Raw genomic sequence first — 21,692 nt, 5'->3', positions numbered from 1 at the left:
ACCAATGACACTCAGAAACGACACCAGAGGCGTATCGGAGGTCGTCGGCGCGATTCTCGTCTTCGGCGTGCTAATCGCGCTGCTGGCGGTTATGCAGACGCAGGCCGTCCCGGCCGCGAACCAGCAAGTCGAATTCGAACACAGTCAGGACGTACAGGGTGACTTCGCCGAATTCCACGCGGCCGCAAACGATGTCGCAACCGGTGGCGACCGCGAATCGGTTAGTATCGCGGCTGGAACCGGATATCCGACACGGATGCTGTTCTTCAATCCCCCACGGGTACAGGGGTCGATTTCCACGAGCGAGAACCGGACGGTGACGATACAGAACGCGCAGGCAGTCGACCCCGAGGTCGACGATTACCTGAACGGGGACGATGTCTCGCTCGGGAGTCGAACCCTCCGCTACGACGTCTCCTACAACGAACTCGGGAACCCGCCGCAAGTCCGCTACGAGTACGGCATCCTCTACAACCAGTTCCGCGGTGATACGACCATCCAGAACCCCGGGTCGGTCATCGACGACACCGAAATCAATCTGGTCTTCATGGCCGGCAACTACTCGCGGACGGCGGGTGATACGCAATCGCTCGAAGTCAGGCCGGTAAGCGCCCCATCCCGCCCCGTGACCGTCGAAGGGAAGGATGGCAACAACATCACGATGGTCCTCCCGACTGAGTTGCCAGTCGAGGACTGGCAGGAACTGTACGGCGATCAAGACCACGTCACGATTACGGACGCGACCGGCGACAACATCAAAATCGAACTCGATGGCGACAGGCGGTACACGCTCAAGATGGCCGGTCTCGGACTCGAACAGGGCGTCGACAAGCCCGATGCGCACTACATCGTACCGGCCAAAGAAGGCGTAACCGATGTTGGTGCCGGTGGAAACGTGAGCGTGGCGTTCGAGGTTCGGGACCGGTATAACAATCCGGTTGCGGGCGAGAACGTGAGTATCACACTCGGTGGAAACACAAAATTTGTTGACACGAATGGCGAGGGGAAAGCGGCAATCTCTGTCTCGCCGTCGACGACTGGTACTGCGACTGGTAAGATTGTTGATTGTACTGGGTCTGATCGGTGTACCGCTGATTTCAACGTGAACGTAATCAGTCCCGGTGGGTCAATTAATCCGAGCGGTGGCGTTAGACTTCAGGAAGCCGTTTTGGCTACCTCTATAGAAAATGACCTTGGTAACGCAATCGGTGGTCTCAACCCATGGACCCCCGGTAATAATGAGGGTGATGCTGTAGATCTGGTCTTTAGTGTCGATGACAATCTGGAATTCGATGGAGTTCGAGTCAATTACTACGCATCTAGTGATGATAGTGCACCACCGGAGGAATGGGCCATGACCGACGGAAGTAGCACCATCTCTGGTGAAATCTCTGGAAAGTTCAATAGCTCATCGTCTTTAGACCCTAGCGCCGATCTTCAGGTTGCCTTTACTGACGGAAGTGGTTCTGTTGTGAGCGCAAGTACCTCAGACTATTTTGTTATTACTGTAATACTATCCAATGGAGAACAATCGATATATTTCGCATCACCAAGGACAAATTAAATGCTGGTCCTTAAGCATAGTCTCAACTGACTAAACCGCGAACCGTATACAAATATTTCGACACTCTCGCTCAATCTCCTACTCAAAGCCAACTTATAGAATCCCCCGGGAAATGCCGGATAACCGAATACTAGAGGGGACAAATCAATAGTGGTCTTCAAGAATAAACTGGCATTCACTCCCCACTAATCTTTTTAAATATGCATATCCGAATATACGACATGGCCTCGACCATCCGGGTTTCCGAGGAGTTCAGGGAGTTCGTCAAGGCCCACAAGCGGGACGACGAGACGATGGAGGACACGCTCCGGCGGCTCATCGGCGGGCCGCATCCGGAGTCGGTGGCCGGGTTTCTCTCCGAGGGGACGGCCGAAACAATCCACGAACACGTCGAAACCAAGGCGGAACGCGATGTCGAGAGTCGCCGCCGCATCGTGGAGCGGATGGATGATTCTTGATACGAACTACCTCGTTGCGCTCGGCAAGAACGACGAGGGTGCCTTTCGGAAAGGTGTCGAATTAGTCGAGTCGGGCGAGACGCAGTGGGTGCCGGTTCCGGTGATTCAGGAACTCGAATACGGGGTCGCTTTTACCGGTTCCGAGGCCGAAAAGCGCCGGGTGCGAAACGTCTGGAGTTTATACCCGCCTGTGGAAATAAATCGCGAGATTGCTCGTCGTGCGGGACAGTTGGCCGCCCATGCCGACCTCGAAAACGGTGGCACGGTCGGCGCTGCAGGCATCGACAGTATCGACCCGATGGTCGCAGCTGTCGCGGACGTCTTTGACGACGCAGTGCTGACCGACAACGTCTCCGACTTCGAGGCGTTGGGCGTTCCAGTCGAGTCGTTTTGACCCAAGACCCACCGACTTTCGTCCGTATTGATGCGTACACCGAAGCCAACTTATAGAACCCCTCCGGGGGAACACAGGATAACTGAATGACTGAGGAGGGCAAACCGACGCTGCTCGTCGTTGAGGACGAACGGGCGCTTATCGAACTCTACGTGCGGTGGCTGGAGGACGACTACGACGTCCGCACTGCCGAGGGTGGCGAGGAGGCTCTCGAACGGATGGACGGGGACGTCGATGTCGTCCTACTCGACCGGTTGATGCCGGGGATGAGTGGCGACGAGGTGCTGGAGGAGGTTCAAGACCGGATACCGGACGCCAAGGTCGCGATGGTGACCGCCGTCGAGCCGGATTTCGACGTTATCAAGATGGGCTTCGACGATTATCTGACCAAGCCCGTGGAACGCGAGGAGCTACTCCGGACGGTCGAGCGCCTGTTGGGTCGCTCGGAGTTCGCCGAACTCGAACAGGAACTCTACGCGCTCGTCTCCAAGCAGGCGGCGCTCCGGTCGACGAAACCTGAGGAGGAACTGGCGAAAAGCGACGAGTTCGCGGACCTCGAAGACCGCATCGCGGAACTCCGGTCGGACATCGGTGCTACCCTGCCCGACATCGAAAGCGACGAGTTCGTCGCGATGGTTCGGGATATCGAGGCGGAAGACGAGGACGGCGAGGGCGGTGCGGCCGACACGCCCGGGGATGGGGGTGACTGACAGTGTATCGTGTCGACGAACTCGGAAACGGCGTGTCGTTCGATTCCGGGACGAGCCTCTTGCTGACCGGGACGTCCGCCGAAACCGACGCGAAGCTCTTCGATGCGGTCGCGCCGGTAGGGGACGAGCGGTGTATCGTCATCACGACGAACAAGGACGCCCAGCAGGTCACCGACGAACTCCTCGACCGCGGTGTCGACCGGGAGAAGATCGGCATCATCGACTGTACGAGCCAGGAGACGACGGTCGAGGACGTCGACGTTCGGCAGTTGAGTTCGCCGGGCGACCTGACGGGTATCAGCCTCGAGTTCGCCAAACTGGTCGAGGAGTGGGGCGATTCGGTCCCGACGCGGATCGGCTTCGCCTCGGTGTCGACGGCGTTGATGTACGCGGAAACCCGGACGATGTTCCGGTTCCTACACGTCTTTACGGCGCGCATCCGGTCGGCGGAGATGCTGGGCGTCTTCGCTCTGGACCCGGAGATGCACGAGAATCAGGCCTACAACACGATTCGCGCGGTCTTCACCTGCGAAGCCGAGGTCGGCGAGGGGGAGACCGAACTTCGGGGAAGCGGGTTCCAGATGCAGGCGTGAGACGCGCTACATCTCGATTCGCTCTACCAGTTCGTCGCCATCGCCTCGGGTATTGATGGCGACGATGCGGACGTGTTCTTCGATGCGGGAGTCGTGGAGTTTGTGCTTGAGGAGTTCGTCGACCTGATAGACGCCCGCGGCGTCGGTCATCTCGATTTCGACCAGTACGGGGCTTTCATCGCCGGACTGGAGGGACACCTTTCGGATGGCGCGGCTTGAGATGGTGTTGATGCCGCGGCCGCCCTCCTCGTAGGGGATGCGGGAGCGGCCCCGCTCCATGTCGAGGGCGTCGGCGACGCGGACGACGCCGGCTTCGTGGGTCAGCGGCTGTTCCTCGGTGTGATGACAGAGAATCGCGTGCAACACCTCGCCTTTCATCCGGACGGTCTCGGCGGTGTCGTAGAAGGACAGTTCGCCGAGCAGTCGGTCGAGGATATCCGCCGCCAGCGGGATGGAGTAGTAGGGATGAGAATCACGGTGGACGACGTGGCCGATGTCGTGGAGCGTCGCCGCGAGGGCGATGATGACGCTCTCGTCGGCCTCGTCGAGCCCCTGCTGGGCGGCGCCGTTGAACCCGACGCCACCGCCCTTCAGCAGGTCGTACAGACAGAGCGCGCGGTTGCGGACGATTTCGATGTGTTTCGTGCCGTGGTCGTTGAACCCCTTTCGGGCGACGGGGTTGACGTTCTGGGCCTCGAGATACGCCCGAACCTCCTCGTCGTTTCGGAGGAGTGTCAGCGTCTCGTTGAGACGCTCGTCGGGGAAGGCGTGGTCGCCGTCGGGGTCGTATGTCCGCCCGTTGGCGGTTTCGGAGTCGCTGCTCATGGCGGTGAGAGGTGCGCCGAGGAGAAAAAACGCCCGCCCTATGCGTCGGCCGCGGCGGCCTCGACTTCCTCGTAGTCCGGTTCGACGCCGGGGTCGTCGGAGACCCACGCGTAGGAGACCGCTCCGGATTCGTCGACGACGAAGACCGACCGCTTGGCGACGCCGGCCAGTCCAAGTCCCTCGAAGTCCATCTCGACGTCGTAGGCGTCGATGAGTTCCTTGTTCGAGTCGCTGATGAGCGGGAAGTTGAGTTGGTTCACGTCCGCGAACTCGTCGAGCGCGAACGGCGTGTCGATGCTGACGCCGTAGAGGTCGGCGCCGGCGTCGGTAATCGCATCGAGGCGGTCGCGGAACGTGACCATCTCGCCGGTACAGACACTGGTGAACGCACCGGGGAAGAAGGCCAATACGACGGGACCGTCTTCGAGGAGGTCCGACAGGGCCTCCTCCTCGATGTCGCCGTCGGGGTATGCCACCGGTGCCGAAAACACGGGTGCGTCGTCGCCTGTGTCGACCATATCGGGGCATATAGTGGCGGTTGCTTGAAAGTATGGCTTCCGGCGGGCGCGGCGAAAGGCCTACAAGTGGTGCCACGAACGGGGAGATATGGAAACGCTACTGTTCATCGGTGGGCTCGGGCCAATGGAACTCGGGCTCGTCGCGCTCGTGTTAATCCTGCTTTTCGGTGCCAGCAAACTGCCGGACCTCGCGCGGTCGATGGGGTCGGCGACCGGCGAGTTCAAGAAGGGTCGGCAGGAAGTCGAGGAGGAACTCGAGGACATGCAGGAGCCCCCCGAAAGCGAGGCCGACGAGGACGCCGAACCCGCCGGCGAGGCCGAACGCTCGAACGTCTGAAGGAAGCTCGAACGTCCGACCGAAACGTCTCTTTTCGCGGGAGCGAGGAAAAAGCCTATAATCGCGTCTGGGCTAGCCACGAACACGATGGTAGACCTGATCCCACTGCAGTTCGGGCTTCCGGGTGGTCCCGAACTCCTCATCATCCTGTTGATCGCCGTCCTGCTGTTCGGCGCGAACAAGATCCCGAAACTCGCCCGCTCGACCGGCGAGGCGATGGGCGAGTTCCAGAAGGGCCGTGAGGAAGTCGAACAGGAACTTCAGGATATGCGCGATGGCGCGACCGGCGAGAGCAGCGATTCCGCCACCACGACCGACGACGAGGACGACTACGAGATCGCGGATGCCGAATCCGAACCCGCACCCGCATCCGCGGCCGAACCCGACTCCGAGGCCGAATCCGAAGAAGAGACCAACTGACGCCCGATTTCGGGACGCCCGATTTTCCGTCGGTAGCAGGGCGTGTGGCCTAGTGGACTACGGCGAGAGGTTCCTAACCTCTAGAGCGTGGGTTCGAATCCCGCCACGCCCGCTCGCTCACTTCGTTCGCTCGCGGCCGTGGCGTAGTTCGCAAAGCCGTAGGCTTTGCTCACTCCCGCCACGCCCTGCAGCGACGACTGAACCGGCAAGGCGGGGTTCCTATATCGGCCAGCCGCGCACCGCGATTAAGCACGTCTGGCTCTGGTTCGAATCCTGCCGTGTCCCTACCGATGGCTACTCATCGAAGGCTGCTCACGCTTCGGCCAAGCAGACGACTTAAAATAACTCGCGAGCGTGCGCGACTGGTCTCCGACTCCTGTCTGAATTGGGGTCTCAGTCGCGTACTTTCACGTCCCCTGAAAGGCACTCCATGCACTTTGCTCGGTCCGGTGTCTTCGTCGATTCGAAGGTGTTCCCGCATTCCTGACATTCGAACGTCCGGTGGGTGATACTATCGTCCTCGATCGGTAGCGCGGACTTGAGCTTCTGGATTACGCTCATAGTCTCACCGCATGCGAAATACTAACGTCCGAAATGTAAAACCTGTGTCGTATTTAGTATCACCGAGTAGTGAAAACTTGCGGGACAGTTCTCGGAGCGGTCGAAGACGCGGGACGCGGACGGACGATGTGCGTGTCGCCGGGGCGGATTCGGTAATGTTGGCGTCGTCGGTTACGTCCGACAGTATCAGGCGGTGGGCGCTTCAGTGTTCGATTCGAGGGCGGTGTAGGTCGATTTGCGGGCGTCCATCAGGTAGACCGATTCCTCGATGACGCCGGCGTCGTCGAGCTTCTTGAGCGCGTGGCGAACCGTCCGCTGGGGAAGGAGGGACTCCTCGGCGAGTTCCGACTGTGTGAGCGACCCCTCGTATTCGAGTGTCTTATAAACGAGTTTCGCGCTCGGCGGCAGGGACTCGACGGTTGATTCCGTTTCAGACATGCTACTACGTTGGAGGGTGGGAAGCCGTTTAATGGTCGTTCGGTGTGGTGGCCGGGACACACATCCGGTGCCGATTTTATATATCAGGGTGGCTGGCGGCTCCCGCGGAGACGTCGGGGAACAGCGAATCGAGGTCGGGACCGGCTTCGAGCAGGACGAACGCACGACCGTCCCGGCGGACGACGCCCGCTTCTTCGAGGTGTTCGAGGTGGGCGAAGGCCTCGCCGGGGCCGTGGAGGATGTGGATGTAGGACAGCGAACCGAACAGTTCGGCGCTTACCTCCCACGGGGTCGCCGGTCCCGATTCGAGGATACCGACGATGCGTTCGGTGCGCTCGCGGTGGTGGTGGACGATGTCGGCCGCACGGCCCGGCGGGTCGATGATGGGTCCGCGGTGGCCGGGCCACGCGCGGGTGTAGCCCCGTTCGACGATGCCGGCGAGCGTATCGAGGTACTTGGCGAGGGCACCGTCGACGCGGGTGTCGGCACCACCGACGTTCGGCGTGTAGTAGGGCAACAGCGCGTCGCCGCTGAACACCTCCTCGCCGTCCCGTCCCTCGAAGACGTACCCGACGAGGCCGGCGGCGTGGCCGGGCATGTGGACGGCTTCGAGTTCGACTGAGCCGATATCGAACGTCTCACCGCCCGTGATGGGGGTCACCTCGGGCGGGTCGTCGCCGATACCCGACGTCGAATCGAGGAAGGCCAGCAGTTCGTCCTGTTTGTCCTCGGGCATGCCCCACTCGTCGATACACCGCCGGAGGCGGTCCTCGTGGGCAGCCGTCGCCTCGGGTTCTTGGCCGACCAGCGGCACGTCGGCCTCGTGGACGTAGACGGTACAGTCGCTTTCGGCCTGAATCTCGCCGGCGAGGCCGGTGTGGTCGGCGTGGTGGTGGGTGATGAAGACTCGGTCGATGTCGGCGAAGTCGAGGTCGTACTCGGCCAATCCGTCGCGCAACTGCTCGCGGGTCTCGGGGACCGCAACCCCGGTATCGACAAGCGTCGTGTCGGCGCCGTCTTCGAGGCCGAGGACGTAGCAGTTGTTGTTCCCCTCGAAGGCGGTGTTGCCGAGCGAGACGATTCCCAGCTCGAAATCGAGGCCGGGGTCGGTCATGGCTGGCACCCCGCGAGCGCCGCGGCGTTCGCCCCACCAGCGACGCCGGGCGAGCAGACGACGGTATCGCCGTCGGATAGCTCGATGTCGGCCGGGTCGGTCCCGTTCATCGGTTGGCCGTTCAGCGAGACCGTGACGTTCGGGCGGACCGCGCCGTTGGCTCGAAAGATGAGTGATTCCAGTCCATCATAGTCGTCGGCGACGGCGTGTAACGCCGTCTCGATAGATGTCTCCGCTTCGAGTTCGCGAGCGACCGTCTTCTCGCCGACGGCGTCGCGAAGGGTGGCGTAGAACTCGAACTCGACACGCATACACCCCCCTGTGTCCCGCCGTGTCAAAAGGTTTCGCTCACAGGTGGTTTCGGTCAGTTTTCGGGCTTATACCCTGGTCCCGGTCGGCGCGTCGCCCTCGAACTGCGGTTCGGGGTCGAGACCGAGTTCCTCCAGTGCCGCCTGCATGTGTTCGTCGTCGACGAACCCGGCACCCTCCTCGACGCGTTTCTCGTGGGCCAGCGCCAGCACCTCGCCGCGTCGGTCGTCGGGAATGGCGTACTTCTCGACGACCAATTCGACGATGAGGCCGCCGGGGTCCTGCGTGTACAGCGAGTGGAAGGCGCCGCGGTCGAACTCGTTGAAGCCGTAGCCGGCCGCCTGCAGGGCCTGTTTGGTGTCGTCGAACTCCTCGGGGGCGATGGAGAAGGCGAGGTGGTGGACGTTGCCGGGGCCGCGCTGGGGCCGAGTGCGCTGGCCCTCCTTCGTGAAGAAGGTGAGGATGCGGCCGTCGCCGGTGTCGAAGAAGAGGTGGGTCAACTCGGGTTGGTCGAGGTTGGGCTGTTCGAGGACCAGCGGCATCCCGAGTAGGTCCCGATAGAAGGCGATGGTGCCGGCGGAATCGCCGCCCATGACGGTCATGTGGTCGGTGCCGATGGTGTGGACGGGGCTGTCCGGCTGGTCTGCGGTCACGTCGAACTCCGGTGTGTGTTCCATACGACCTGTAGACTCCGGGGACTAAAGTATAGTCCGCGGCATCGGCGATACCGGGTGACAGCGGTGTAACCGGCTGTGTCGAGGCCCCTGCGTCGTTGAACTCGCCGCCTCCAGAACTGTTTTTGCGCGTGCTCTGGAGTTCCGTTCGTGACTTACATTAGCACGCCCGAATCGGCCTTCGAGGACGTCCCGAACTACGATTACCCACACGACAAGGTCCCCGTCACCGACGACGGCGCGGAGATGGCTTATGCCGATGTGGAGGGGGAAGGAGATGAGACCTTCCTCCTCATGCACGGCGAACCGACATGGGGCTTTCTCTACCGCAAACTCATCCCAACCCTCTCGGAGCACGGCCGCGTCATCGTCCCCGACATGCTCGGCCTCGGCCGCTCCGACAAGTACACCGACCCCGACGACTACGGATTCGACCTCCACTACGAGAGCTTCGAGACGCTGCTGTTCGACGAACTGGACCTCGACGACGTCACCCTCGTCTGTCAGGACTGGGGCGGCATCCTCGGGTTGGCGCTTGCGGGCCACCACCCCGAGCGGTTCGCTCGCCTCGTCCCGATGAACACCGGCGTTCCCGACGGGACACAGGAGATGTCCGACGCGTGGCACGAGTTCGCGGATTTCGTCGAAAACGTCGACGAGTTGCCTATCGGCATGCTCATCCAGAACGCCACTAGCGACGAACTCGACGACGAGGTCATCGCGGCCTACGAGGCGCCCTTCCCCAGCGAGGAATCGAAGGCCTGCGCCCGGTCGCTGCCCTTCGATATCCCCCACTCGCCGGATGACGAGGGCGCCGACACCATGCGCGAGGCCAAGGAACGCCTCAGCGAGTGGCAGAAGCCGGCGTTCGTGCTCTTCTCGGATTCGGACCCCATCACGCGGAACGCCCGCGACCCGCTCCGGGAACTGATTCCGACAGCGAAGGACCAGCCGGATACGTGGATCGAAGGCGCGATGCACTTCCTGCAGGAGGATTCGGGGGAGGAGATCGCCGAGGAAGTCGTCGCCTTCGTTCAGCGGACGCAATCCTGACCGACACCCTCATTCCCGCCTTCTTGGACAAGAAATAGAAGTGGCATCCGCCGAGGGCGGGTTCGAAGAACCCGCCTGAGGCGGTTCCCGGCGGCGACTGCAGGGAGGCGCCGTAGCGCGCGACGACTAACGCGAAACCGAGCAAAGCGAGGTTTCGCGGCACGGAGGAGCGCGCGCATATTTTCCCCATGTTTTTGCCGCGGAAGCGTGTCTGGCGCCGTAGCGCGCCAGACCGCTGGAGCGTGCAAAAAGTGGGCGTCGAGTGGGGATTTAGAGGTGAGGCGCGTCGATTTCCATAATCTCCGCCGCTTCCTCGGGCGTCGCGGGTTCGCGGCCGACGTTGCGGGCCATCTCGGCGGCCTTCCCGACGAGTTCGGGGTTGGTCGCCATCTCGCCGTTCGGGAGGTAGAAGTTGTCTTCGAGGCCGACGCGGACGTTGCCGCCCATCGACAGCGCCGCGGCGACGAGTTGCCACTGGTCTTCGGAGATGCCGATGACCTGCCAGTTGGCGTCGTCGGGCAACTGCCGGACCTGATGGGCGAGATTCTCGACGCTCGGCGGGATGCCGCCGAGGACGCCCATGATGAGCGAGAAGTGGATGGGGTGTTCGAGCGTGCCGGATTCGAGGAACGGGCGGATGTTCCCGATGTGGCCGGTGTCGAAACACTCCAGTTCGGGTTTGACGCCCGATTCGTTCATGGCTTCGAGGAACTGCTCGATTTCGTTGAACGGGTTCTCGAAGACCATGTCGAAGACGAAGTCCTCGCGGGATTCGCTGTACTTCGCGTAGTTCATCGAGCCCATGTTGAGGGCGGCGATGTCGGGCTGGACGCCCTCGACGTACTGGATGCGGGAGTCGACGGGTTCGTGGAGCGCGCCCGTCGAGAAGTTGATGAGGATATCCGTCCGGTCGCGAACCTCGTCGTAAATCTCCTGATAGGTCTCCTCGTCGAAGGTCGGCGAGCCGTTTTCGGTCCGGGCGTGGATGTGTGCGACGGCGGCGCCGTTCTCGCGGGCTTCGGCGGCATCCTCGGCGATTTCCTCCGGCGTGTAGGGAATGTGCTCACACTGGTCGCGCGTGGTGAGCGCGCCGGTCAGCGCCGCGCTGATTATCGCTTTATTGGGGTCGTTGCCTTTGACGGATTCTTGGTCGATTGCCATGGTTGGTGGTTGGTGTCGGTGGTTGTGTCGGGCGGTTAGCAGGTTATTCGGCGTCGGCGTCGTCCTCGCTTTCCTCGTCGGGGCGGCCCTTCCAGTCGGGTTCCTCGCCGGTGAGGAAGGAGTTGAACCCCTCCTCGGCGTCGTCGCTCATCGCCAGCATCGTGACCATCTCGCGCATGTAGTCCAGCGACTCGGAGAAGCTCATCTCGCGCTGGTTGTAGAAGGACTCCTTGCCGATTTCGATCATAAAGGACGACGGCGTGGTGAGGTCGTCGACGAGCGAATCGAGTTCGTCGTCGAAGGCCTCGGGGGCCACGAGGTCCGTGGTAAATCCGATATCGTGGGCGGTCTGTGCGTCGAAATGCTCGCCGGTAAAGAGGTATTTGAGGGCCTGTTTTTCGTTGACCGTGCGCATGATGGGCACGAGCGCCTGTGCGGGGAAGATGCCGATATCGACTTCGGGCGTGCCGAAGGTGGCCTCCTCGCTGGCGACGATGACGTCGCAGGCGGCGGCCAGTCCCATCCCGCCGGCCAGACAGTAGCCCTCGACGGCGGCGACGGTGAGCGCGGCGGTATCGACGGCCCTCTCGATGAGTTGTTTCATGCCGGCGAAGCCCTCGCGGTAGGCCTGCGAACCCTGGCCGACGGCGCTTGCCATCGACTTGATGTCGCCGCCGGCACAGAAGGTGCCCTCGGCGCCGCGGATGACGACGACGCGGGCCGGGCCGTCGTCGGCGAAGTCGAACACGGCCGACAGCCCCTCGATGACGTTCTCGTTGAGGGCGTTGCGGTCGTCCGGGCGGTCGATAGTCGCCCGGACGACGAGGTCGTCGTCGGCTACCTCGACGTCGAGGTCGTCGTTGGAGAGGTCCTCGCTCGTGACCATGCTGTCATACGGATGCGGTGGCGTACCCATCATGATTTCGGACGCCTATAAACGAACAATTAGTTCAACCGTGAAAAGCGGAAGCGGCGTTGTCGAACGTGTTCGACGGGGGAATTTATACTGGCTGCTCCGAAGGATGACGTATGGCAACTGACCCCATCGACTACGGGGAGTTGGACGAAGGGCGGAACTGCAACTACTGGGCGCTGGACCCAACGTTGCAGTTCGAGGCCCAACGCGTCTACCCCGACGAGGAGTTCGAATGGGCTGAAGACGTGCTCTCGGAGTTCGGCGAGGTGCTCGGCCACCGGATGGCCGACACCGCCGACCGCATCGACGAGGAGGGCCACGAACTGAAATCGTTCGACAAGTACGGCGACCGCCTCAACGAGGTCGAATACCACCCGCTCATGCGCGAGCAGGAGGAAATCGCCTACGAGGAGTTCGGCATCACCCACGACGCCTTCCACGCACCGCCGGGCCGGGATGAACCCGTCGGCCTCTCGCATGCGCTGATGATGCAGGCGCTCGTGTCCTACGTCGATATGGGCTTTTGCTGTCCCGTCTCGATGACGAACGGCGCCGCCATCGTCCTCGATAAGTTCGACGACGGCGACCTCGAGGAGTACTTCGAGGGCCTCACCGCCCGCAACCTCGACGAGCACATCGAGGGCGCGATGTTCCTCACCGAGGAACAGGGCGGCTCCGACGTCGGCGCCAACGAGGTTCGCGCGGAGCGGACCGATGAAGACCGGGTCTACGAACTCTACGGCGAGAAGTGGTTCTGCTCGAACATCGACGCCGAGGGCGCACTGGCGCTGGCGCGCACGCCCGACGCCCCCGAGGGCGTCGACGGCCTCTCGCTGTTTCTCGTGCCCCGAACGAAGCCGAACGGCGAGGTCAACGAATCGCACTTCCGCCGCCTGAAGGACAAACTCGGCACCCTCTCCGTGCCGACCGGCGAAATCGAGTTCGAGGGCGCCGAGGCCTACCTCGTCGGCGAGGAGGAGGAGGGCTTCAAGTACATGGCCGAGATGATGAACTTCGAGCGACTGACCAACGCGACGGGGTCGGTCGGCGTGATGGGTCGGGCCCTGCTCGAAGCGAAGGTCCGGGCCGCCCAGCGGGAGGCCTTCGGCGACACTATCGACGAGTACCCCTTGATGCGGCGGGATCTCGTGGACATGGCCGTCGACTACGAGGCCGCGGCCGTCTTCTCCTTCGAGGGCGCGCGCCTGCTGGACGAACGGGAACGACAGGGCGACGATTCGGCGGCCTACCAGTTGATGCGCCTGTTCATCCCCGTCGCCAAGTACAAGACCGCCCGCATGTCCGTCGAGACGGCCTCCTATGCGATGGAAATCCTCGGCGGCAACGGCTACGTCCGCGAGCATACGACCGAGCGCCTGCTCCGTGACGCGCAGGTCCTGCCCATCTGGGAGGGCCCCTCCAATATCCTCGCGCTGGATACGCTGCGGGCGCTGAACCGGGAGAACGCCCACGAGGCGCTCATCCCGTACGTTCAGGAGAAACTCGACGCCGTCGAGCACCCCCATCTCGACGAGTTGGCCGACGACGTCGAGGAGCGGTTCCTCGAACTTCAGAACGCGCTGGCGACGCTGGCGACCGAGGACGGCGATTACGCGCAGTATCACGGCAAGCGCCTCGCGGACCTCATCTTCGACGTGGTGACGGCGGCGCTCCTGCTGGAGGAAGCACAGTCCCAGATTGACGCCGAGGGCGACGCCCGGAAGGCCCTCGTTGCAGAGCGGTTTATCGGCACGCGATTCGGCGATGACGAGGCCTACGGCGTCACCTCCGGCGAGCGCTTCGCGATGGAGGACGACGCCTTCGAAGCCATCGTCAAGTACGCCAGCGTCGAACCCGAGGCGCTGGTCGAGCCCGCGCCGGCCGACGACTGATCTGTTACTCTCTCGCGGCCGAACCCTTTTACCTCATATCGCGTAAATACCGACTGTAATGGCCAGTTCGACGCGAACCGGTGACGCCCGTGACGGAGAAATCCGCCTCTGGCGCGAGGATGACTGGTGGCTCGCGGAGGACGTCGAAACCGGTGTCACAACCCAGGGGGAGACCCGAACGGAGGCATTAGCGAACCTTGACGAGGCGGTCGCGCTCCATGAGGGTGAGACCGGCCGACCCCCTACCGACGAGGAACTCCGCGAAGCGGGCATCGACCCCGCCGATAACGCGACTAACGACGAGGAACCGCCGGACGTACTCGATTGATAGATGAGCCGGCGAACGTTTTCCGGCAGCGAGGTCGTCACGGTACTCGTCAATGCAGGCGGGTTCGAGTGGCGGCGAACTACGGGCGACCACGCACAACTGTACTACGAACACCCGACGAATGAGGATGACCGTCGGCGTGTAACCGTTCCGCTGCACGACGAACTTCGAACCGGAACGTTACGAAGCATCGCTGAGAGCGCTGGGGCGAACGATTTCGACACGTTCTGCGAGTGGATCGAAAGGAACGCTTGACTGACCTGTCGCTGTCGACTGCTGAAAACGGTAGAATACCTCTATGATGCCCTTAGAGGCGGTGGCTGAATACGGTCTCTTCGAGGGTTTCCTCGCTAAGCGACGAGGGGAGAGAGTCGTCAGTCTTGATCGGAACCATCGGAGCGCCGGTGTTGGTTTCGTCCGTATAGCGGGTCATTTGTTGTCGGGCGCTTTCGCGCTGTACTCCATGAACGACGACGGACGATTATAAAGTTAATGAACGATAATGTTAAAACACATCTACCTGTTTAAGGTCGTATTCATATTCGAACACGTGTCTCTGTGAGTGCGGATTATTCCGTATATTCTCATTTATATGGTGGTTCGTGGATGTATAAATGGCTATACATGCACGAACGACATGCGTGGGAATCGGCCCGAGACTCGTCGGGGTTCAGCGGCCATCGGCAGCGGTAAGTTCGCCGCGATGCAACCGTGACTATGGACGCCGAGGCGACCGTGCGCGCGTACTACGACGCGCTCCGTGACGGCGAGCCGCTGTATCCCTTCTTCGCCCGCGAGGAATCGACCGTCAAGTTCGGCATCGGCGAGCGCCTGACCGGCTACGAGGAGGTCGAGGCCGGCCTCCGCGCACAGACGGAGACGACCGAGGGCTGGGCCGTCGACAGCGACCGACTCGTCGTCGCGGAACGGGACGACCACGCGTACTTTTCAGACGACGTGTTCATGGCGTGGAACAGCCTCGAACGGGGCATCCGCTACGAGTTCGACACCCGCTGGAGCGGGACGCTGGAGCGACGCGAAGACGACCGGCTGGGAACCGACTGGCGGTTCGTCGGGATGCACGTCTCGTGCGAGGCGCTACGCGCCTCGGGAGGTGCGAGTAGCGCGGAACGGCGTTCCGCGGACCGTTCGAGCGGGCAAAGCCCGCGAGAAGACGGCGACGCCAGCGAGCCGCGAGCGACGGAGGGAGCCACGCGATGACCGGCCCCATCTCCCGCGAGGAGCGGGCCAAGACGATGCGGTGGGTGAAGCTCGTTTTCGTCCTGCTGGTCGGGGTGTCGGCGGGCCTCATCACCTCACAGGGCGATGCCTCGCTCGAAATCGTCGTCGGGGCCATCGTCGGTGGACTGCTGTTGGGCATCGCCCTCGTGTGGTATCTCTTTCCGGACCCCGAGGCGCTGGCGCCGGCGACCGACTACGAGTACCGGAAATAGGCTCCTCGGACCGTGCGGATTATTACCGGTGTTTCCCATGTTCCTGTATGGCACGAGCCGCGGTCGTCGGCGCCGGCATGACGAAGTTCGGCGTCCACGACACACCGCTACAGGAACTGTTCGGGCAGGCCGCCCTCGATACGTTCGACGACGCCGGAATCACCCCGGACGAAGTCGACGCGTTCTACTTCGGCAACGCGATGGGCGGACAGACCGAGAACGACACCCACCTCGGGCCGAAACTCGCCTCCCACGTCGGGATGGCGGGGGTTCCGGTCCAGCGCTTCGAGGACGCGTGTGCGACCTCCTCGAACGCCTTCAAGAACGCCGTCGAGGCCGTCGAGGCCGGCGTCCACGATGTCGTCCTCGTCGGCGGCGTCGAGCGCTGTACCCCCGAGACGGGCAAGGACACGCCGGAGATGACCCGCATCTTCGCCTCGGCGTCTCACCGCCAGTACGAACAGCCGACCGGCCTCACGTTCCCGGGCGTCTTCGCGCTCTTCACGAAGCGGCACATGCACGAACACGGGACGACCGAGGAACACCTCGCCAACGTCGCGGTCAAGAACCACGGCAACGGCAGTCTCAACCCGAACGCCCACTTCGGCAAACAGACGACCGTCGAGGAGGCCCTCGACGCACCGAAAGTGGCCGATCCCTTCCGACTGATGGACTGCTGTCCGTTCTCCGACGGCGCCAGCGCCGTGGTCGTCGTCAGCGACGACTACGCCGACTCCTTCGACGCCCCCGTCGACGTCTCCGGTATCGGCCACGCGACGGACGTCGTCCCCATCGGCGACAAGGAGAAACCCCACGTCACGCAGGCCGCCCGTGATGCGGCCGCACAGGCCTACGAGCAGGCCGACACGACCGCGGACGCGATGGACTTCGCGGAGGTTCACGACTGCTTTACGGGCGCGGAAATCCTCGCCAGCGAGGCACTCGGCCTCGTCGGCGAGGGCGAAGGCGGGCCCGCGGCCGCCGAGGGCCGCACCGCCCGCGACGGCGAGATTCCTATCAATCCCTCGGGCGGCCTGAAGGCCAAGGGCCATCCCATCGGCGCGACCGGGACGGCCCAGATCGTCGAGTTGACCGAACACCTCCGCGGGACCGCGGGCGAGCGCCAACTCGACGGCGCCGAGCGCGGCGTCGCACACAACCTCGGCGGGGATGCTGCTACCACCGTCGTTACCGTCATGGAGGCCCGAGAATGAGCGACCGACTCACCCACGGTGACTGGAGCGACGCGGTCGAAGACGGCGACCTGCTCGGTCAGGAATGTCCCGACTGCGGGACGGTCCAGGGCACGCCGAAGGCGGCCTGTCCCGACTGCGGGTCGACCGACCTCGAAACGGTCGAATTGCCCACCGAGGGCACCGTCTACACCGAGACGACGATTCACGTTCCGCCGGCGCCCATCGAGGAGCGCGGCTATCAGGTCGTCGTCGTCCAGTTAGGTGAGGCCCGCGTGATGGGTCGTCTGACCGACGGCGACGTCGACATCGGCGATACCGTCACGCTGTCGGGGTTCGTCGAGGACCACGAGGGCTACGTCGCGCCGACCTTCGCGGCGGGGAACTAGTTCCCGAGGCGGTCGGTCGCGTTCGGTCCGGCGTTCGCCGCCGAATTCCCTGACAGGTCGCTGATACAGCGTCGACAGAACCGATAGCTCGGGTCGTTCGGCGTCCCGCAGGTCGGACAGGCGATACGCTCGTCGTCGGGGCCCGTCGTCTCCTCGGCGGGCGGGTACTCCCCCTCGCTGGACGCGAGCAGGTCCGTCGGGTCGGTCGGCCCCGTCGCCTTGCGGTAGAGGTAGACGACCACCGCCGCATGGAGGCCGAACAGCAGCGCCGCCAGCGCGACGAGCCAGACGAGCTGTTCCATGACACATGTTACTACGTGTCCCGGATACTTAGACGTTCGTGGGGACGAGCCGTCAGGCGACCCGCGAGAGCCACAGTTCGGGGTCGTCGAGTTCCTCGTCGGTCGGGAGGTACTCCGGGTCCTCCCAGACGACGCCGGCGGCGGCGACGCCGCGTGCGTCCGCGACGGCGTCGAAGAAGTCCTTGCCGCGCTCGTACTGCTTGCGCTTCATGTCGAAGCCCAGTAGCTTCCGGATGATGCTCGAGACCGGTCCGGCGTTCTGCCGGCGGGCGTCGAGTTTCTCCCGGAGGTCCTCGTATTCCCGGTCGAAGGCCCGGTCCATGACGAGTTCCGCGTAGCCCTCGACGGCGGTCATCGTCACGGTCAGTTCCCGCAGTGCGTCGCGGTCGAGGTGGCCATCGGCGAGTTCCGAGACGGCTTCCTCCATCTTGTCTTCGAGGTGGGGGCCGAGCCACGGGGCGGCGCCGAACTCGGCGGCATGCGAGACCTCGTGGAAGGCGATCCAGCGGCGGAAGCGGTCGCGGTCGACGTCGAGGCTCTCGGCGACCTTCTCGATGTTCGGGTGGACGAAGTAGAGTTCGTGGTCGCCTTCCCCGAGCAGCAGCGGGTCGTACTGGCCGAGGACGTTGTTGGCGAGAAAGCCCAGCGTGACGGCCATCGAACCGGTGTTGGCCGCTCGCGCCAGCGACGGCGCCAGCGAGGCCTTCTCCTCGAGGGGGTCGAGTAACCGCTCGAAGGTGCCGATGTTGGCGTCGATCCAGTGGTGGCGGTTCTGGATCTGGACGCTATGGGGAAGGTCGAAATCGATGGCGGCAGCCTCACGGATGCCGTCTCGGGCGTCGGCCACGTCGTCGGCGTAGCCGTCGCGTTCGGCCTCCGAGAGCGTCAGGTCGCCGGCGTCGGTCGCCGCGTGGGCGGCGGTGCTGACGGCGGTCCAGTCGACTGGTCCCTCGCCGTCGGTGTCGGCGACAGCGCGGGCGGCGCGAAAGAGACTCACAGATAGACTACCCTACCGGAAGGCAAAGACCTTCCGGCCGGTTACACCGGCGCCAGCCAACGATTTTATTACCTCCGGCCGTAGGGTCGGCATGACCTGCCCGTATCTGGAGTACCGCGACGAGGCTGAGGGACGTTCGTTCGATACCGAACGCGCCTACTGCACCGCGGTCGATTCGTTCGTCCAGCCGATGCGCGCCGACATCTGCAACGACCGCTACGACCTCCATCACGCCGAGGACTGCGAGTTTTATATCGAAGCGGCGGCGGAGGGCGACGACGCATGAGCTACGAGGCCTACCAGCGCGGCGACCCGGTCATCATCACCGCGGCGCTGACTGGCGGCGTCCACGGCAAGGAAGCCAGCCCGCACCTGCCGGAGACACCCGAGGAAGTCGCCGCGGCGGCCGAAGCCTGCGAGGACGCCGGCGCCAGCGTCGTCCACCTGCACGCCCGCAAAGAGAACGGCGAGCGGGATTTCTCGCGGGAGCGGTTTCAGGAGTTGACTGAGGCCGTCCGCGAGCGCACGGACCTCGTCGTCCAGCACTCGACGGGCGGGACGGGCGCGCCCGACGACCTGCGGCACGAACCCCTCCGGACGGACCCCGCACCCGACATGGCGTCGCTGGATATGGGGCCGCTCAATCGGTATCAGCACCTCACCTCGGAGAACACTCGCGCGCTCGTTGAAGCCCTCGGCGAGGAGATGCGCGAACGGGGTATCAAACCGGAGATGGAGGTGTTCAACGGCGGCCACCTCAACGAAGTGCACGGACTGCTGGAGCGCCGGCCCGACCTGCTGGACGAGCCCTACCACACGACGCTCATCTTCGGGGGCGGGACGACGGCGATGCCGACGCCGCGGAACTTCCTGAACCTCGTCGACCACTTACCGGAGGGCGCGACGTTCAACACGCTCGCGTTCGGCCCCCATCAGTTGCCGTTCGCGGCGATGGGAATCGTCTTCGGCGGCCACGTCCGGGTCGGACTGGAGGACAACCGCTACTTCCGGCAGGGGGAGTTGGCTACGAACGAGCAGTTGGTCGAGCGGGCGGCGACGCTCGCGCGGACGCTGGAACGGCCCGTCGCCTCGCCCGACGAGGCACGGGAGATACTCGGGTTGTAATCAGACATCGAGTTCGTCGTCGACGAACTCCTCGACCTCGTCCCCATCGAGGAACTTCTTCTTGGCGAGGTAGGCGACGACGGCGAGGAAGACGAGGCCGATGATGGCGGCCAGCGCGCCGCCTTTCTTCGACCCGCCGTCCTCGTCCGGCGGTTCGTCGCCGGCGACGACGTCCTTCTCGCCGTGACTGTACGGGGCGTTGGCCGTCAGCGACGAGTCGTCGAGGTGAATCTCGAGGAAGGTGAATTCGACCATGCGTATCGTTCGTCGCCCGCTTACTTATAAGGTGTGTCGCGGAAACTGCACGGATGCGGTAGGACTGCCACAACCGTCGCGTACGCGTCTTTCCGGGCGGTTCTATCCCGGGACGTTCTTATATTAGCCGTTCAAGGCGTCGATATGAACGATACACATCGGGCGTTTCTCGACGACCTCCTGTCGACGGCCACTCCGTCGGGCTTCGAGACGCCGGGCCAGCGCGTCTGGCTGGATTACGTCGCGGAGTTCGCCGACGAGACGCACGTCGACGACTACGGCAACGCCGTCGCCGTCTACGAGGGCGACCCCGACGCGCCGTCTATCGCGCTCGCCGGCCACGGCGACGAGATCGGCCTGATGGTCCGGGACATCACCGACGACGGCTTCCTGAAACTCGCCCGCATCGGCGGGTCGGACAAGACCGTCACCCGCGGCCAGTACGTCACGATTCACACCGACGACGGCCCCATCGAGGGCGTCGTCGGACAGGTCGCTATCCACCTCCGAGAGGCCGAGGACAACGAGTACGACGAGATCAACGAACAGTACGTCGACATCGGCGTCGAGGACGAGGAAGCGGCCCAGGAACTCGTCGACATCGGCGACCCGATTACCTTCGATACCGAGATTACGGACCTCGCGGACGGCCGGGTCGCCGCCCGCGGGATGGACAACCGCGTCGGGACGTGGACCGCGGCCGAGGCGTTCCGTCGGGCCGTCGAGGCCGAACCGGACGCGACGGTCTACGCCGTCTCGACGGTCCAAGAGGAGATCGGTCTCAGGGGCGCCCGGATGGTCGGCTTCGACCTCGCGCCCGACGCGGTCGTCGCGACGGACGTGACTCACGCGACCGACCAGCCCGACTCGCCAGCCACCAAGGGCAGCGGCATCGAACTCGGCGGGGGGCCGGTCGTCGCCCGCGGCAGCGCCAACCACCCGAAACTGGTCGCCGCGGCCCGCACGGCGGCTGGTGACGACGATATCGATATCCAACTGCAGGCCTCCGGTTCGTTCACCGGCACCGACGCCGATGCCTTCTACACCTCGAAGGGCGGCATTCCCTCCCTGAACGTCGGCCTGCCGAACCGCTATATGCATACGCCCGCGGAGGTCATCGACCTCGGCGACCTCGACGAGGCGGCGGACCTGCTGGCGGCGGTCGCCGTCCGCGCCGACGAGTTCTCGCCCTTCTCGGTCGACGTGTAGGCCCGCTCGGCCGCCGCATGCCGGTGCGTTTATACCCTCGGCGTGAGCGCCACAGCATATGACTGACCGTCCGCTCGACGTACTCGAAGAAACGCTCGGTTCCGAGGTTAGCGTCACGCTGAAGGGTGGCGAGGTCTTCGACGGCGAACTCGCCGGCTACGACCAGCACATGAACCTCGTCCTCGGAGCAGGCGACAACGTAACCATTATCCGCGGCGATAACGTCGTCTCGATAGAACCATGACCGGAGCCGGGACCCCAAGTCAGGGTAAGAAGAACAAGACGACGCACGTGAAATGCCGACGCTGCGGCGAGAAGTCCTACCACAGCAAGAAGAAGGTCTGTGCCTCCTGTGGGTTCGGCAAGTCCGCCAAGCGTCGCGACTACGCGTGGCAGTCGAAGCAGGGCGAATAACGCCGATTTTCTTCCGCGTTCTCCACCGTCCATAGCCGCGGCGCCGTCTCGACACGCTGAACGTCCGCCCAAGCGCCGGTGATGCGGTG

At 63.7% G+C, this 21,692-nt stretch carries 32 protein-coding genes and 1 tRNA gene; 21 read left to right on the top strand and 12 right to left on the bottom strand.

Annotated features, from left to right (window positions below; genetic code table 11):
• Positions 1 to 4: 4 nt before the first annotated feature.
• From U5914_RS01950 to U5914_RS01930, 5 genes are all read left to right on the top strand, one after another.
• On the top strand, positions 5 to 1,564 hold the full coding sequence (locus U5914_RS01950; RefSeq protein WP_336133764.1) for an Ig-like domain-containing protein: 1,560 nt from the start codon (positions 5 to 7) through the stop codon (positions 1,562 to 1,564).
• 221 nt (positions 1,565 to 1,785) lie between these two features.
• Positions 1,786 to 2,022, top strand: a complete 237-nt coding sequence (locus tag U5914_RS01945) for a hypothetical protein (RefSeq protein ID WP_336133763.1) — start codon at positions 1,786 to 1,788, stop codon at positions 2,020 to 2,022.
• On the top strand, positions 2,012 to 2,416 hold the full coding sequence (locus U5914_RS01940; RefSeq protein WP_336133762.1) for a PIN domain-containing protein: 405 nt from the start codon (positions 2,012 to 2,014) through the stop codon (positions 2,414 to 2,416). The genes U5914_RS01945 and U5914_RS01940 overlap by 11 nt, the downstream gene beginning before the upstream one ends.
• A gap of 86 nt (positions 2,417 to 2,502) precedes the next feature.
• Entirely contained in the window at positions 2,503 to 3,126 is a 624-nt protein-coding gene (locus U5914_RS01935; protein WP_336133761.1) for a response regulator, read from the top strand.
• A gap of 2 nt (positions 3,127 to 3,128) precedes the next feature.
• Positions 3,129 to 3,719 (top strand): DUF7504 family protein, encoded by a 591-nt coding sequence (locus tag U5914_RS01930; protein ID WP_336133760.1) that lies wholly within the window; start codon positions 3,129 to 3,131, stop codon positions 3,717 to 3,719.
• Positions 3,720 to 3,725: 6 nt separating this feature from the next.
• On the opposite strand, the gene U5914_RS01925 is transcribed toward U5914_RS01930, so the two are convergent.
• Both U5914_RS01925 and U5914_RS01920 read right to left on the bottom strand, forming a co-directional pair.
• Entirely contained in the window at positions 3,726 to 4,544 is an 819-nt protein-coding gene (locus tag U5914_RS01925; protein ID WP_336133758.1) for an HD domain-containing protein, read from the bottom strand.
• 38 nt (positions 4,545 to 4,582) lie between these two features.
• Complete coding sequence (locus U5914_RS01920; protein ID WP_336133757.1) at positions 4,583 to 5,062, bottom strand: redoxin domain-containing protein; 480 nt, start codon at positions 5,060 to 5,062, stop codon at positions 4,583 to 4,585.
• 88 nt (positions 5,063 to 5,150) lie between these two features.
• Between U5914_RS01920 and U5914_RS01915 the strand changes: the two genes are divergently transcribed.
• The 3 genes from U5914_RS01915 (at position 5,151) to U5914_RS01905 (ending at position 5,931) form a co-directional block, all read left to right on the top strand.
• On the top strand, positions 5,151 to 5,399 hold the full coding sequence (locus U5914_RS01915; protein WP_336133756.1) for a Sec-independent protein translocase subunit TatA/TatB: 249 nt from the start codon (positions 5,151 to 5,153) through the stop codon (positions 5,397 to 5,399).
• An 87-nt stretch (positions 5,400 to 5,486) separates the two neighbouring features.
• Positions 5,487 to 5,819 carry a twin-arginine translocase TatA/TatE family subunit gene (locus tag U5914_RS01910; RefSeq protein ID WP_336133754.1) on the top strand — a complete coding sequence of 111 codons (333 nt, stop codon included), beginning with the start codon at positions 5,487 to 5,489 and terminating at the stop codon, positions 5,817 to 5,819.
• A 38-nt stretch (positions 5,820 to 5,857) separates the two neighbouring features.
• Positions 5,858 to 5,931 (top strand) — tRNA-Arg (locus U5914_RS01905).
• Positions 5,932 to 6,566: 635 nt separating this feature from the next.
• Here the strand turns inward: U5914_RS01905 and U5914_RS01900 are convergent.
• The 4 genes from U5914_RS01900 to U5914_RS01885 all read right to left on the bottom strand — a co-directional run bounded on the left by U5914_RS01900 (position 6,567) and on the right by U5914_RS01885 (position 8,918).
• A complete protein-coding gene (locus U5914_RS01900) occupies positions 6,567 to 6,818 on the bottom strand; it encodes a winged helix-turn-helix domain-containing protein (RefSeq protein ID WP_336133753.1) in 252 nt (83 codons plus the stop codon).
• Between the two features lie 76 nt (positions 6,819 to 6,894).
• Complete coding sequence (locus U5914_RS01895) at positions 6,895 to 7,932, bottom strand: MBL fold metallo-hydrolase (RefSeq protein WP_336133752.1); 1,038 nt, start codon at positions 7,930 to 7,932, stop codon at positions 6,895 to 6,897.
• Positions 7,929 to 8,243 (bottom strand): ubiquitin-like small modifier protein 1, encoded by a 315-nt coding sequence (locus tag U5914_RS01890; protein ID WP_336133751.1) that lies wholly within the window; start codon positions 8,241 to 8,243, stop codon positions 7,929 to 7,931. Before U5914_RS01890 ends, U5914_RS01895 begins: the two co-directional genes overlap by 4 nt.
• A gap of 66 nt (positions 8,244 to 8,309) precedes the next feature.
• Positions 8,310 to 8,918, bottom strand: coding sequence for a VOC family protein (locus U5914_RS01885; RefSeq protein WP_336133750.1), 609 nt, complete (start codon positions 8,916 to 8,918; stop codon positions 8,310 to 8,312).
• A 147-nt stretch (positions 8,919 to 9,065) separates the two neighbouring features.
• On the opposite strand from U5914_RS01885, the gene U5914_RS01880 reads away from it, so the two are divergent.
• Complete coding sequence (locus U5914_RS01880; protein WP_336133749.1) at positions 9,066 to 9,968, top strand: haloalkane dehalogenase; 903 nt, start codon at positions 9,066 to 9,068, stop codon at positions 9,966 to 9,968.
• Between the two features lie 270 nt (positions 9,969 to 10,238).
• On the opposite strand, the gene U5914_RS01875 is transcribed toward U5914_RS01880, so the two are convergent.
• Both U5914_RS01875 and U5914_RS01870 read right to left on the bottom strand, forming a co-directional pair.
• Positions 10,239 to 11,129, bottom strand: a complete 891-nt coding sequence (locus tag U5914_RS01875; RefSeq protein ID WP_336133748.1) for a beta-keto acid cleavage family enzyme — start codon at positions 11,127 to 11,129, stop codon at positions 10,239 to 10,241.
• A 43-nt stretch (positions 11,130 to 11,172) separates the two neighbouring features.
• Positions 11,173 to 12,015 carry an enoyl-CoA hydratase/isomerase family protein gene (locus U5914_RS01870; protein ID WP_336133747.1) on the bottom strand — a complete coding sequence of 281 codons (843 nt, stop codon included), beginning with the start codon at positions 12,013 to 12,015 and terminating at the stop codon, positions 11,173 to 11,175.
• Between the two features lie 143 nt (positions 12,016 to 12,158).
• On the opposite strand from U5914_RS01870, the gene U5914_RS01865 reads away from it, so the two are divergent.
• The 3 genes from U5914_RS01865 to U5914_RS01855 are packed head-to-tail and all read left to right on the top strand — an operon-like array spanning position 12,159 to position 14,520.
• On the top strand, positions 12,159 to 13,937 hold the full coding sequence (locus tag U5914_RS01865) for an acyl-CoA dehydrogenase family protein (RefSeq protein ID WP_336133746.1): 1,779 nt from the start codon (positions 12,159 to 12,161) through the stop codon (positions 13,935 to 13,937).
• A gap of 58 nt (positions 13,938 to 13,995) precedes the next feature.
• Entirely contained in the window at positions 13,996 to 14,265 is a 270-nt protein-coding gene (locus U5914_RS01860) for a type II toxin-antitoxin system HicB family antitoxin (protein ID WP_336133745.1), read from the top strand.
• A gap of 3 nt (positions 14,266 to 14,268) precedes the next feature.
• Complete coding sequence (locus tag U5914_RS01855; protein ID WP_336133744.1) at positions 14,269 to 14,520, top strand: type II toxin-antitoxin system HicA family toxin; 252 nt, start codon at positions 14,269 to 14,271, stop codon at positions 14,518 to 14,520.
• A gap of 52 nt (positions 14,521 to 14,572) precedes the next feature.
• On the opposite strand, the gene U5914_RS01850 is transcribed toward U5914_RS01855, so the two are convergent.
• Positions 14,573 to 14,698: a hypothetical protein gene (locus U5914_RS01850; RefSeq protein WP_281362667.1), complete on the bottom strand. Its 126-nt coding sequence runs from the start codon at positions 14,696 to 14,698 to the stop codon at positions 14,573 to 14,575.
• Positions 14,699 to 14,982: 284 nt separating this feature from the next.
• Between U5914_RS01850 and U5914_RS01845 the strand changes: the two genes are divergently transcribed.
• From U5914_RS01845 to U5914_RS01830, 4 genes are read left to right on the top strand one after another with little or no spacing between them, the layout of a single operon-like run.
• Positions 14,983 to 15,486: a nuclear transport factor 2 family protein gene (locus U5914_RS01845; protein ID WP_336133740.1), complete on the top strand. Its 504-nt coding sequence runs from the start codon at positions 14,983 to 14,985 to the stop codon at positions 15,484 to 15,486.
• Entirely contained in the window at positions 15,483 to 15,719 is a 237-nt protein-coding gene (locus U5914_RS01840) for a hypothetical protein (RefSeq protein ID WP_336133737.1), read from the top strand. The genes U5914_RS01845 and U5914_RS01840 overlap by 4 nt, the downstream gene beginning before the upstream one ends.
• A 47-nt stretch (positions 15,720 to 15,766) precedes the next feature.
• Positions 15,767 to 16,933, top strand: a complete 1,167-nt coding sequence (locus U5914_RS01835; RefSeq protein ID WP_336133735.1) for a thiolase C-terminal domain-containing protein — start codon at positions 15,767 to 15,769, stop codon at positions 16,931 to 16,933.
• Entirely contained in the window at positions 16,930 to 17,301 is a 372-nt protein-coding gene (locus tag U5914_RS01830; protein ID WP_336133733.1) for a Zn-ribbon domain-containing OB-fold protein, read from the top strand. Before U5914_RS01835 ends, U5914_RS01830 begins: the two co-directional genes overlap by 4 nt.
• Here U5914_RS01830 and U5914_RS01825 read toward each other — a convergent pair.
• Positions 17,298 to 17,603, bottom strand: coding sequence for a DUF7577 domain-containing protein (locus tag U5914_RS01825; protein WP_336133732.1), 306 nt, complete (start codon positions 17,601 to 17,603; stop codon positions 17,298 to 17,300). The genes U5914_RS01830 and U5914_RS01825 overlap by 4 nt on opposite strands.
• 52 nt (positions 17,604 to 17,655) lie before the next feature.
• Entirely contained in the window at positions 17,656 to 18,600 is a 945-nt protein-coding gene (locus tag U5914_RS01820) for a zinc-dependent metalloprotease (RefSeq protein WP_336133730.1), read from the bottom strand.
• A 91-nt stretch (positions 18,601 to 18,691) separates the two neighbouring features.
• Between U5914_RS01820 and U5914_RS01815 the strand changes: the two genes are divergently transcribed.
• Both U5914_RS01815 and U5914_RS01810 read left to right on the top strand, forming a co-directional pair.
• Entirely contained in the window at positions 18,692 to 18,886 is a 195-nt protein-coding gene (locus U5914_RS01815) for a hypothetical protein (RefSeq protein WP_336133728.1), read from the top strand.
• Positions 18,883 to 19,725: a beta-keto acid cleavage family enzyme gene (locus U5914_RS01810; protein ID WP_336133727.1), complete on the top strand. Its 843-nt coding sequence runs from the start codon at positions 18,883 to 18,885 to the stop codon at positions 19,723 to 19,725. Before U5914_RS01815 ends, U5914_RS01810 begins: the two co-directional genes overlap by 4 nt.
• On the opposite strand, the gene U5914_RS01805 is transcribed toward U5914_RS01810, so the two are convergent.
• Positions 19,726 to 19,980 carry a hypothetical protein gene (locus tag U5914_RS01805; RefSeq protein WP_336133726.1) on the bottom strand — a complete coding sequence of 85 codons (255 nt, stop codon included), beginning with the start codon at positions 19,978 to 19,980 and terminating at the stop codon, positions 19,726 to 19,728.
• A gap of 144 nt (positions 19,981 to 20,124) precedes the next feature.
• Between U5914_RS01805 and U5914_RS01800 the strand changes: the two genes are divergently transcribed.
• From U5914_RS01800 to U5914_RS01790, 3 genes are read left to right on the top strand one after another with little or no spacing between them, the layout of a single operon-like run.
• On the top strand, positions 20,125 to 21,189 hold the full coding sequence (locus U5914_RS01800; RefSeq protein WP_336133724.1) for a M20/M25/M40 family metallo-hydrolase: 1,065 nt from the start codon (positions 20,125 to 20,127) through the stop codon (positions 21,187 to 21,189).
• A gap of 58 nt (positions 21,190 to 21,247) precedes the next feature.
• A complete protein-coding gene (locus tag U5914_RS01795) occupies positions 21,248 to 21,433 on the top strand; it encodes an LSM domain-containing protein (RefSeq protein WP_336133723.1) in 186 nt (61 codons plus the stop codon).
• Complete coding sequence (locus U5914_RS01790) at positions 21,430 to 21,603, top strand: 50S ribosomal protein L37e (RefSeq protein ID WP_336133721.1); 174 nt, start codon at positions 21,430 to 21,432, stop codon at positions 21,601 to 21,603. The genes U5914_RS01795 and U5914_RS01790 overlap by 4 nt, the downstream gene beginning before the upstream one ends.
• The last annotated feature ends 89 nt before the right edge of the window (positions 21,604 to 21,692 follow it).

This window comes from Natronomonas amylolytica, from assembly GCF_037031205.1.
Taxonomy (GTDB): domain Archaea; phylum Halobacteriota; class Halobacteria; order Halobacteriales; family Haloarculaceae; genus Natronomonas; species Natronomonas amylolytica.
The sequence above is the reverse complement of the archived record's forward strand: the minus strand, read 5'-3'. Positions and strand labels throughout refer to the sequence as shown.

Excerpts from the sequence above, each read along its gene's own strand:
- U5914_RS01915 (WP_336133756.1), top strand. The coding sequence starts at position 5,151 with ATGGAAACGCTACTGTTCATCGGTGGGCTCGGGCCAATGGAACTCGGG.
- U5914_RS01870 (WP_336133747.1), bottom strand. The coding sequence starts at position 12,015 with ATGGTCACGAGCGAGGACCTCTCCAACGACGACCTCGACGTCGAGGTA.
- U5914_RS01945 (WP_336133763.1), top strand. The coding sequence starts at position 1,786 with ATGGCCTCGACCATCCGGGTTTCCGAGGAGTTCAGGGAGTTCGTCAAG.
- U5914_RS01800 (WP_336133724.1), top strand. The coding sequence starts at position 20,125 with ATGAACGATACACATCGGGCGTTTCTCGACGACCTCCTGTCGACGGCC.
- U5914_RS01855 (WP_336133744.1), top strand. The coding sequence starts at position 14,269 with ATGAGCCGGCGAACGTTTTCCGGCAGCGAGGTCGTCACGGTACTCGTC.
- U5914_RS01940 (WP_336133762.1), top strand. The coding sequence starts at position 2,012 with ATGATTCTTGATACGAACTACCTCGTTGCGCTCGGCAAGAACGACGAG.
- U5914_RS01805 (WP_336133726.1), bottom strand. The coding sequence starts at position 19,980 with ATGGTCGAATTCACCTTCCTCGAGATTCACCTCGACGACTCGTCGCTG.
- U5914_RS01890 (WP_336133751.1), bottom strand. The coding sequence starts at position 8,243 with ATGCGTGTCGAGTTCGAGTTCTACGCCACCCTTCGCGACGCCGTCGGC.
- U5914_RS01885 (WP_336133750.1), bottom strand. The coding sequence starts at position 8,918 with ATGGAACACACACCGGAGTTCGACGTGACCGCAGACCAGCCGGACAGC.
- U5914_RS01840 (WP_336133737.1), top strand. The coding sequence starts at position 15,483 with ATGACCGGCCCCATCTCCCGCGAGGAGCGGGCCAAGACGATGCGGTGG.
- U5914_RS01950 (WP_336133764.1), top strand. The coding sequence starts at position 5 with ATGACACTCAGAAACGACACCAGAGGCGTATCGGAGGTCGTCGGCGCG.
- U5914_RS01910 (WP_336133754.1), top strand. The coding sequence starts at position 5,487 with ATGGTAGACCTGATCCCACTGCAGTTCGGGCTTCCGGGTGGTCCCGAA.
- U5914_RS01895 (WP_336133752.1), bottom strand. The coding sequence starts at position 7,932 with ATGACCGACCCCGGCCTCGATTTCGAGCTGGGAATCGTCTCGCTCGGC.
- U5914_RS01845 (WP_336133740.1), top strand. The coding sequence starts at position 14,983 with ATGGACGCCGAGGCGACCGTGCGCGCGTACTACGACGCGCTCCGTGAC.
- U5914_RS01795 (WP_336133723.1), top strand. The coding sequence starts at position 21,248 with ATGACTGACCGTCCGCTCGACGTACTCGAAGAAACGCTCGGTTCCGAG.
- U5914_RS01790 (WP_336133721.1), top strand. The coding sequence starts at position 21,430 with ATGACCGGAGCCGGGACCCCAAGTCAGGGTAAGAAGAACAAGACGACG.
- U5914_RS01860 (WP_336133745.1), top strand. The coding sequence starts at position 13,996 with ATGGCCAGTTCGACGCGAACCGGTGACGCCCGTGACGGAGAAATCCGC.
- U5914_RS01925 (WP_336133758.1), bottom strand. The coding sequence starts at position 4,544 with ATGAGCAGCGACTCCGAAACCGCCAACGGGCGGACATACGACCCCGAC.
- U5914_RS01835 (WP_336133735.1), top strand. The coding sequence starts at position 15,767 with ATGGCACGAGCCGCGGTCGTCGGCGCCGGCATGACGAAGTTCGGCGTC.
- U5914_RS01900 (WP_336133753.1), bottom strand. The coding sequence starts at position 6,818 with ATGTCTGAAACGGAATCAACCGTCGAGTCCCTGCCGCCGAGCGCGAAA.
- U5914_RS01825 (WP_336133732.1), bottom strand. The coding sequence starts at position 17,603 with ATGGAACAGCTCGTCTGGCTCGTCGCGCTGGCGGCGCTGCTGTTCGGC.
- U5914_RS01875 (WP_336133748.1), bottom strand. The coding sequence starts at position 11,129 with ATGGCAATCGACCAAGAATCCGTCAAAGGCAACGACCCCAATAAAGCG.
- U5914_RS01810 (WP_336133727.1), top strand. The coding sequence starts at position 18,883 with ATGAGCTACGAGGCCTACCAGCGCGGCGACCCGGTCATCATCACCGCG.
- U5914_RS01935 (WP_336133761.1), top strand. The coding sequence starts at position 2,503 with ATGACTGAGGAGGGCAAACCGACGCTGCTCGTCGTTGAGGACGAACGG.
- U5914_RS01850 (WP_281362667.1), bottom strand. The coding sequence starts at position 14,698 with ATGACCCGCTATACGGACGAAACCAACACCGGCGCTCCGATGGTTCCG.
- U5914_RS01865 (WP_336133746.1), top strand. The coding sequence starts at position 12,159 with ATGGCAACTGACCCCATCGACTACGGGGAGTTGGACGAAGGGCGGAAC.
- U5914_RS01830 (WP_336133733.1), top strand. The coding sequence starts at position 16,930 with ATGAGCGACCGACTCACCCACGGTGACTGGAGCGACGCGGTCGAAGAC.
- U5914_RS01815 (WP_336133728.1), top strand. The coding sequence starts at position 18,692 with ATGACCTGCCCGTATCTGGAGTACCGCGACGAGGCTGAGGGACGTTCG.
- U5914_RS01920 (WP_336133757.1), bottom strand. The coding sequence starts at position 5,062 with ATGGTCGACACAGGCGACGACGCACCCGTGTTTTCGGCACCGGTGGCA.